8 protein-coding genes and 1 pseudogene are annotated in these 7,135 nt (G+C 66.6%); 1 reads left to right on the forward strand and 8 read right to left on the reverse strand.

Going from position 1 to position 7,135, the window contains the following annotated elements; genetic code table 11:
- Positions 1-233 precede the first annotated feature (233 nt).
- On the forward strand, positions 234-1,187 hold the full coding sequence (tal, locus tag VIR09_RS16705) for a transaldolase (RefSeq protein WP_332013887.1): 954 nt from the start codon (positions 234-236) through the stop codon (positions 1,185-1,187).
- A gap of 71 nt (positions 1,188-1,258) precedes the next feature.
- Here tal and VIR09_RS16710 read toward each other — a convergent pair whose 3' ends face one another.
- The 8 genes and pseudogenes from VIR09_RS16710 to VIR09_RS16745 all read right to left on the reverse strand — a co-directional run.
- Positions 1,259-1,786: a carboxymuconolactone decarboxylase family protein gene (locus VIR09_RS16710; RefSeq protein WP_332013888.1), complete on the reverse strand. Its 528-nt coding sequence runs from the start codon at positions 1,784-1,786 to the stop codon at positions 1,259-1,261.
- A 10-nt stretch (positions 1,787-1,796) separates the two neighbouring features.
- The gene (locus VIR09_RS16715) at positions 1,797-2,591 is read right to left on the reverse strand and encodes an ABC transporter permease (protein ID WP_088142186.1); all 795 of its coding nucleotides are present in this window, start codon (positions 2,589-2,591) and stop codon (positions 1,797-1,799) included.
- Positions 2,592-2,594: 3 nt separating this feature from the next.
- Complete coding sequence (locus tag VIR09_RS16720) at positions 2,595-3,404, reverse strand: ABC transporter ATP-binding protein (RefSeq protein WP_013395608.1); 810 nt, start codon at positions 3,402-3,404, stop codon at positions 2,595-2,597.
- Complete coding sequence (locus VIR09_RS16725) at positions 3,397-4,437, reverse strand: ABC transporter substrate-binding protein (RefSeq protein WP_332013889.1); 1,041 nt, start codon at positions 4,435-4,437, stop codon at positions 3,397-3,399. The genes VIR09_RS16720 and VIR09_RS16725 overlap by 8 nt, the downstream gene beginning before the upstream one ends.
- An 11-nt stretch (positions 4,438-4,448) precedes the next feature.
- Positions 4,449-5,708, reverse strand: coding sequence for a CoA transferase (locus tag VIR09_RS16730; protein ID WP_332013890.1), 1,260 nt, complete (start codon positions 5,706-5,708; stop codon positions 4,449-4,451).
- A 66-nt stretch (positions 5,709-5,774) separates the two neighbouring features.
- On the reverse strand, positions 5,775-6,383 hold the full coding sequence (gene recR / locus VIR09_RS16735) for a recombination mediator RecR (RefSeq protein WP_332013891.1): 609 nt from the start codon (positions 6,381-6,383) through the stop codon (positions 5,775-5,777).
- Positions 6,384-6,402: 19 nt separating this feature from the next.
- Positions 6,403-6,729 carry a YbaB/EbfC family nucleoid-associated protein gene (locus VIR09_RS16740; RefSeq protein ID WP_013395612.1) on the reverse strand — a complete coding sequence of 109 codons (327 nt, stop codon included), beginning with the start codon at positions 6,727-6,729 and terminating at the stop codon, positions 6,403-6,405.
- Between the two features lie 45 nt (positions 6,730-6,774).
- Positions 6,775-7,135, reverse strand: a pseudogene (locus VIR09_RS16745) (DNA polymerase III subunit gamma/tau); the annotation flags it as partial.

Below are 7,135 nucleotides of genomic sequence, written 5' to 3' on the forward strand. Positions count from 1 at the left end.
AGTTGCGGCAGCACAGTAAACCCCGGTTTTAGAATCGATAATCAAACCTTCGGATTATACCCTGAGCGGCCGTTTTCCCTGGCGAACCGCGCCAAATAAGGCCGGAAACGGCGTTTTGGCCTGTTTTTCCGCGTCCCGCCGTCCCCCTCCCTCATCCAGCCGACAGCGGCCTGGCGGCCTCAGTGATACGCTAGGACACCTTCAACCCTAGCCTGCTGCGAGCCGTACCGTCCATGTCCAGCCAACTTGACGCCCTGCGCAACCACACCACCGTCGTCGCCGACACGGGGGATTTCGAAGCCATGAAGGCGCTGCGTCCCACCGACGCCACGACGAACCCGTCCCTTATTCTCAAGGCCGTCCAGCAGGACGCCTACCGCCCCCTGCTGGAAAAGACCGCGCGCGAGCACCGCGGCGCGCCCACCGCCGAACTCATGGACCGCCTGCTGGTCGCCTTCGGCCGCGCCATCCTGGACATCGTGCCCGGCCGCGTCTCGACCGAGGTCGATGCCCGCCTGTCGTTCGACACCCGCGCCACCATCGAGCGCGCCCGCAGCCTGATCGCCCTGTACGAAGCCGCCGGCGTGCCGCGCGAGCGCGTGCTGATCAAGATCGCCTCGACTTGGGAAGGCATCCAGGCCGCCCGCGCCCTGCAATCGGAAGGCGTGCGCTGCAACCTGACCCTGCTGTTCTCGCTGCCGCAGGCCGTGGCTTGCGCCGATGCGCGCGTGCAGCTGATCTCGCCCTTCGTCGGCCGCATCTACGACTGGCACAAGAAATCCGCCGGCGCCAACTGGGTCGAGGCCGACAATGCCGGCGCGCGCGATCCCGGCGTGCTGTCCGTGACCCGGATCTACCAGTACTACAAACACTTCGACATTCCGACCGAAATCATGGGCGCAAGCTTCCGCAACGTCGGCCAGATCCTGGCGTTGTCGGGCTGCGACCTGCTGACCATCAGCCCTGAGCTGCTGACCAAGCTGGCCGGCACCGAGGGCGACGCGCCGGCGCAATTGCGCGCGGACGACGTCACGGCCGACATCGCGCGCATCGGCGCGGACGAAGTCACGTTCCGTACCCTGCTCAATGAAGACGCGATGGCCAGCGACAAGCTGTCGGAAGGCATCCGCCTGTTCGTGGCGGACGCGGTCAAGCTGGATGCGTTGATCGAGGCGCAGCGGACCTGAATCGGGCGGGCGCCGCGGCGCCCGTCGCCTTGCAGGCGCGGGAATGCACGGCCGGCGGCCGCGCGCCTGCGTCAGCGGTGATCGTGCGAATGCACCTGCAGCGCTTCCAGGAAGCGCGACACCATGTTGTAGGCCGCTACCGTCGCGGTCAGTTCCACGATGAGTTTTTCCGAGCCCATCGCCGCCCGGGCCGCCTGGAATACCGCTTCCGGCACCTGCACCTGCCGCGTCATGGCGTCGGTGTAAGCCAGCACTGCCTTTTCGCGTTGGTCGAACAGGTCCGAGCCTTCCCAATTGTCCAGCGCGTCCAGCTGCGCCTGCGACACGCCTTCCTTCAGCGCGATCGGCGCATGCTGGTCGGCCTCGTAAGGCGCGCCGTTGATGGCCGCGACGCGCATGATCACCAGTTCCCGCAGGTCGCCCGGCAAGGTGCTGAGCTGGCGGATGGAAGTCAGGTAATTGAGCCAGCCGCCCGCCACGGCGGGGCTGTGCAGCAGCATCTGGTACAGGTGCAGGACACTGCCGCGCTCGGCGACGATGCGGTCGACCAACGGCTTGGCTTCGGGATGGGTCAGGTCGGCGTAGGGTAGACGGGCCATGGGAACTCCTTCAGATCTTTTCGGTTTCGCCGGACCGGGGCTGCCATTTCATCAGGCGTTTTTCACCCATGCCGACGACGGCGTCCAGCACCAGCGCGAACGCCGTCAGCACGATGATGCCCGCGAACACAGTGTTCACGTCGAAGGTGCCTTCGGCCTGCAAGATCAGGTAGCCCACGCCGCTGGCCGAGCCCAGGTACTCGCCCACCACCGCGCCCACGAAGGCCAGGCCCACCGAGGTATGCAAGCTGGAGAACACCCAGCTGGTAGCCGACGGCAGGTAAACGTGCCGCAGCAACTGGCGCCGGCGCGCGCCCAGCATCCGGGCGTTGTCCAGCAAGGTGGGGCTGACTTCGCGCACGCCCTGGTAGACGTTGAAGAACACGATGAAGAACACCAGCGTCACGGCCAACGCCACCTTGGACCAGATGCCCAGGCCGAACCACATGCCGAAGATGGGCGCCAGGATGACGCGCGGCATCGAGTTGGCGGCTTTGATGTAAGGATCAAGGATCGCGCTGGCGCCCGGCGACAGCCCCAGCCACAGGCCGAAGGCCAGCCCGGCAATGGTGCCGATGAAAAAGGCCAGCACGGTCTCGGTCAGCGTCACGCCCAGGTGGGTGTAGATGTCCGCGTTGGTGACGAACCAGGCCCAGATGCGGCCCCACACCTTCAGAGGCTCGCCGAAGAAGAAGGCCACCTTGGGATCGCGCGAGGCGAAATGCCAGACCAGCAAAATGATGACGAGCAACAGCAACTGCCAGAAGCGCAGGCTGGCCGAACCGGGTTTGATCAGCTTGGGCATGGCTCAGGCTCGCTTCTGTTGGGCGTAGCCCTTTAGGACTTCTTCGCGCAGCACCCCCCAGATGGCCGCGTGCAGTTCCACGAAGCGTGGATGCGTGCGCACTTCGGCCACGTCGCGCGGGCGCGGCAGGTCGATGACGAATTCGCCGATGGGATGCGTGCCAGGCCCTGCCGACAGCACCACCACGCGGTCGCTCATGGCGATCGCCTCGTCCAGGTCGTGGGTGATGAAGAGCACCGCCTTGCGCTTGGCCATCCAGAGGTCCAGGACCTCGTTCTCCATGAGCTGGCGGGTCTGGATGTCCAGCGCCGAGAACGGTTCGTCCATCAGGATGATGTCCGGATCGCGGATCAGCGTCTGCGCCAGCATCGCGCGCTTGCGCATGCCGCCCGACATCTGGTGCGGATAGCGGCTTTCAAAACCGCCCAGGCCGACGCGGCGCATCCATTCGCGGCCACGCTCCAGCGCCTGCGAACGCGGCACGCCGGCGAAGTCCAGTCCGGCCACCACGTTGTCCAGCGCACTGCGCCAGGGCAGCAAGGCTTCGCCCTGGAACATGTAGCCGGCGCGCTCATTGATGCCGGACAGGGGCTGCCCGAACACCTTCACACTGCCCGACGACGGCGCCAGCAGGCCGGCGCCGACGTTGAGCAAGGTGGACTTGCCGCAGCCGGTCGGGCCCACCACCGACACGAACTCGCCCGGCTCGATGGCCAGGGTGGTGTCGCTGACAGCGGTGTAGCGCTGCGACCGGTCGTCGCGGGAGACAAAGGTGCAGCTGATGTTTTCCAGCGACAGCGCGGCTTCAGCCATTGGGGTACTTCTCGTTGGCGCGGCGGGCGTAGTCGTTGGTCCAGACCTTGGACGGGTCGATCTTGGCGCCATCGAAATCCGCCTGGTAGGCCGCCAGCGCCTTGAGCGCGGTGGCGGCGCCATCCTCGGGGATCATGCCGTCCGGCGACAGGCCTTCCAGGCTCTTGGCGATGGCGGCCTTGTAGACGGCCGGATCGCCCAGCAGATAGGTTTCCGGCACGACCTTGGCGATCTCGTCGGCGCCGGCCTTCTGGATCCACTTGTCGGCGCGCACCAGGGCGTTGGCCAGGGCCTGGGTGGTGTTGGGGTTGGCGTCGATGAAGGCTTGCGGCGCATACAGGCAGCCCGCCGGCATATTGCCGCCGAAGATGTCCTGGGTGTCCTTGAGCGTGCGCGTGTCGACGATGATCTGGATGTCGCCCGGCATTTCCAGCATCGACACCACGGGGTCGGTGTTGGAGATGGCATCGATCTGGCCGCTGCGCAGCGCGGTCACCGCGCCAGCGCCCGCGCCCACGCCGATGATGGACACGTCCGAGGCCTTCAGGCCGTGCTTGGCCAGGAAGAAGCTGACCACCATGTTGGTGGACGAGCCCGGCGCGGTCACGCCGATCTTCTTGCCCTTCAGGTCGGCGGGACCCTTGTAGTTGGGCAGGTTCTTCTTGGACACGCCCACGCCTATCATGGGCGCGCGGCCCTGCAGCACGAAAGCGCGATAGGCCTGGCCCTTGGACTGCATGGACAAGGTGTGCTCGAACGCGCCCGACACGATGTCGGCGCTGCCGCCCACCACGGCCTGCAAGGCCTTGGAGCCACCCGCGAAGTCGGCGATGCTGACATCCAGCCCTTCGTCCTTGAAGTAGCCGCGGGCTTCCGCGATGGACAGGGGAAGATAGTAGATCAGCGGCTTGCCGCCGACGGCGATCTGGACCTTGGTCTTCTCCAGCTTCTGCGCGCGCACGATGGCGGGCGCCATGCCCATGACGCCGGCGGCGCCGGCCATCTTGAGCAGATCACGGCGAGTGACTGACATGTGGTTGTCTCCTAGTTGTCGGGCAGACCGATAGCGCCGGTCTTTGCCAGCGCTTCTATAGCCGCTGAATCATACCCCAGCGATTTCAGGACTTCCTCGGTATGTTCCCCTAATACAGGGCCCACCCAACGCGTCTCGCCGGGCGTCTCCGACAGCTTGGGCACCACGGCGGGCAGCTTGACCGGCGTGCCGTCGGGGAAGCGATGCTGCTCTATCATGCGGCGCGCCAGGAACTGCGGATCGCCGAACATGTCGGCCACGCTGTAGATCTTGCCCACGGGCACGTCGGCGCCTTTCAGGACGCCCAGCGCCTCTTCGATGCCGCGCGCGCCGCACCATTGCTGGATGGCGCCGTCGATCTCTTCCACGCGTTTGGCGCGGCCGTCGTTGCGCACCAGGCCCGGATCGGTGGCCAGGTCGTCGCGGCCAATGGCGCGCATCAATCGATGGAAGATCGCGTCGCCGTTGCCGGCGATGACGATGTTCTGGCCGTCGCGGGTGGTATAGGTATTCGAGGGCACGATGCCGGGCAGCGCGCCGCCCGTACGCTCGCGCACCACGCCGGCCACGTCGTATTCGGGCACCAGGCTTTCCATCATGTTGAACACGGCCTCGTACAGCGCCACGTCCACCATCTGCCCCTGCCCCGCCTGGCAATCCGCGCCCTGCTTGCCGTTCCAGCGTCCGCCGGTGGCGTCGCGGTGGCGCAACGCCATCATCGCGCCGATCACGCCGTGCAGCGCGGCGATCGAATCGCCGATGGAGATGCCGACGCGCAAGGGCGGCCGGTCCGGATGGCCCGACACATAGCGCAGCCCGCCCATGGATTCGCCGATGGCGCCAAAGCCCGGCTGGTCCTTCATGGGCCCGGTCTGCCCATAGCCGGACAGGCGCACCATGATGAGCGCGGGATTGATCGCGCGCAGCTGCTCGTAGCCCAGGCCCCACTTCTCGAGCACGCCCGGCCGGTAGTTCTCGACCACCACGTCGGCGTCCAGCGCCAGCTTGCGGGCGATTTCACGCGCGCGCGGGTCTTTCAGGTTGAGAGCGATGGATTGCTTGTTGCGGGCCTGGACTGTCCACCAGAGCGAATTGCCCTCGTGCAGATGGCGCCAGCTGCGGATGGGATCGCCGCCGCCCGTGCCGTCAGGCCCGTGGGGCGTTTCCACCTTGATGACGTCGGCGCCGAATTCGCCGAAGATGCGCGCGGCGAACGGGCCGGCGATGAGCGTGCCGAGTTCCAGGACCTTGAGTCCGGTCAGCGCTGACATGGCTTGTCTTCCTCACTGTTTTGCCGTTGCCGATACGTTGCCGGCAGGCATTCTGGTACTGCGGAATCAGGTGATCTTGCGTTCCATCAGCGCCCAAGCAATGGTGCCGGCGTCCACATATTCCAGTTCGCTGCCGGCAGGCACGCCTCGCGCCAGGCGCGTGACGCGCAGCCCGCGCTCACCCAGCGCTTCGCCCAGGAAATGGGCGGTGGTTTCGCCTTCGGCGGTGAAGTTGGTGGCCAGGATGACTTCCTGCACCGCGCCGTCGGTCGCGCGCTTGATCACCCGCTCGAAATCCAGCTCGCGCGGACCGATGCCTTCGAGCGGCGCGACGCGGCCCATCAGCACGTAGTACAGGCCGCGGTAGCCGTGGCTGGACTCGATCATGTTCTGGTCGGCCGGCGTCTCGACGATGCACAGCAACGAGGGATCGCGCTTGGGGTTGCTGCAGGTGCCACAGACTTCTTCTTCCGAAAAGCTGTTGCAGCGGGCGCAATGCTTCAGGTCCCGCACCGCGCCCGCCAGCGCCCGCCCCAGCATGTCCGCGCCTTGCGGGTCATGCTGCAGCAGGTGATAGGCCATGCGCCGGGCGGAGCGCACGCCCACGCCGGGCAGGCGCCGCAGCGCCTCGATCAGCGAGACGAGCGGCTCGGGTTCAGGCAGTAGCGGATCCATTGCGGCCTTGGGGCTGCGCTCAGAACGGCAGCTTCATGCCCGGGGGCAGCGGCATGCCGGCGGTGACCGATGCCATCTTTTCCTGCGAGGTGGCTTCGGCCTTGCGCAGCGCGTCGTTGAAGGCGGCAGCGACCAGGTCTTCCAGCATGTCCTTGTCGTCGCCCAGCAGCGACGGGTCGATGGCGACGCGCTTGACGTCGTGGCGGCAGGTCATGGTGACCTTGACCAGGCCGCCGCCGGAGGCGCCTTCAACCTGGATGTCGGCCAGCGCGTCCTGCGCCTTCTTCATGTTTTCCTGCATTTGCTGCGCCTGGCGCATCAGGCCGGCCAGTTGTCCTTTCATCATGATCGATGCTTCCTTGAATGAGGGGAATGAGAGATGGCCGCCGCTTCAGGCAGCGGCGGCGGGTGAATCAACGTGGCGGATCGAGCCAGGCACGACCTGGCCGCCGAAATCGGCGACCAACGCTTGTACAAATGGATCGACGGCGACCGCGTCTTCGGCGGCCTGCTGGCGGGCGGCGCGTTCGGCCTGGGCCACGGCATGCGCCGTCGCCTCGCCCGTTACGCCGACCTCGACGTCCAGCCGTATGCCCTGGCCGAAATGTTCGCACAACACGGTCTGCAGACGGACGCGGCTTTCGCTTTCGGCCAGCGTCTTGACGGCCACGCGCAGGATGATGGCGTCGCCCTGCACGCCGGCCCATGCGCTCTGGCGCGCCAACTCCGCCGCCAGGCCGGTGACCGGCAGG

The sequence above is a fragment of the Achromobacter sp. genome, assembly GCF_036567245.1.
Classification (GTDB): domain Bacteria; phylum Pseudomonadota; class Gammaproteobacteria; order Burkholderiales; family Burkholderiaceae_B; genus Achromobacter.

Excerpts from the sequence above, each read along its gene's own strand:
- tal (WP_332013887.1), top strand. The coding sequence starts at position 234 with ATGTCCAGCCAACTTGACGCCCTGCGCAACCACACCACCGTCGTCGCC.
- VIR09_RS16710 (WP_332013888.1), bottom strand. The coding sequence starts at position 1,786 with ATGGCCCGTCTACCCTACGCCGACCTGACCCATCCCGAAGCCAAGCCG.
- VIR09_RS16715 (WP_088142186.1), bottom strand. The coding sequence starts at position 2,591 with ATGCCCAAGCTGATCAAACCCGGTTCGGCCAGCCTGCGCTTCTGGCAG.
- VIR09_RS16720 (WP_013395608.1), bottom strand. The coding sequence starts at position 3,404 with ATGGCTGAAGCCGCGCTGTCGCTGGAAAACATCAGCTGCACCTTTGTC.
- VIR09_RS16725 (WP_332013889.1), bottom strand. The coding sequence starts at position 4,437 with ATGTCAGTCACTCGCCGTGATCTGCTCAAGATGGCCGGCGCCGCCGGC.
- VIR09_RS16730 (WP_332013890.1), bottom strand. The coding sequence starts at position 5,708 with ATGTCAGCGCTGACCGGACTCAAGGTCCTGGAACTCGGCACGCTCATC.
- recR (WP_332013891.1), bottom strand. The coding sequence starts at position 6,383 with ATGGATCCGCTACTGCCTGAACCCGAGCCGCTCGTCTCGCTGATCGAG.
- VIR09_RS16740 (WP_013395612.1), bottom strand. The coding sequence starts at position 6,729 with ATGATGAAAGGACAACTGGCCGGCCTGATGCGCCAGGCGCAGCAAATG.